This is a genomic window from Robertmurraya korlensis (assembly GCF_023715225.1).
Lineage (GTDB): Bacteria > Bacillota > Bacilli > Bacillales > Cytobacillaceae > Robertmurraya_A.
Genome location: NZ_JAMBNS010000133.1, coordinates 1 through 424, shown reverse-complemented (window position 1 = coordinate 424; position 424 = coordinate 1). Strand labels below are relative to the sequence as shown.

The window sequence follows — 424 nt, the reverse complement described above, 5'->3', positions numbered from 1 at the left end:
AAAGAATCGACCATGACCCGTGAAGAAATGATTACAGCGGTACAAACCTATGAGCAAACCCAAATGCAAAAACGCCTACCAGACAACCAAGCCAACGGCGAGGCTTTCCTAGCGCTAAACGCTAAAACAGCAGGGGTCAAAACTACCGCGTCTGGCTTGCAGTATGAAGTGCTCAAAGAAGGTAGCGGCGCGCAGCCAAAAGCCACAGATATCGTAGCGGTACAATATGAAGGTAAATTGCTAGACGGTAAAGTATTTGATAGCACTGCACAGCATGGCGGTCAACCTGCTGTATTCCCGCTTAACCAAGTTATCCCAGGTTGGACTGAAGGCTTACAATTGATGAAAGAAGGCGGCAAATATCGCTTCTACATTCCATCAAAACTTGCTTACGGTGAGCAAGGCGCCCCCCAAGGTGGTATTG

At 48.1% G+C, this 424-nt stretch carries 1 protein-coding gene; it reads left to right on the top strand.

Features of this window, described 5'->3' with window-relative positions; genetic code table 11:
- Positions 1 to 424: FKBP-type peptidyl-prolyl cis-trans isomerase (locus M3175_RS26110; protein ID WP_251524622.1), on the top strand; the 424-nt coding region annotated here is incomplete at both ends.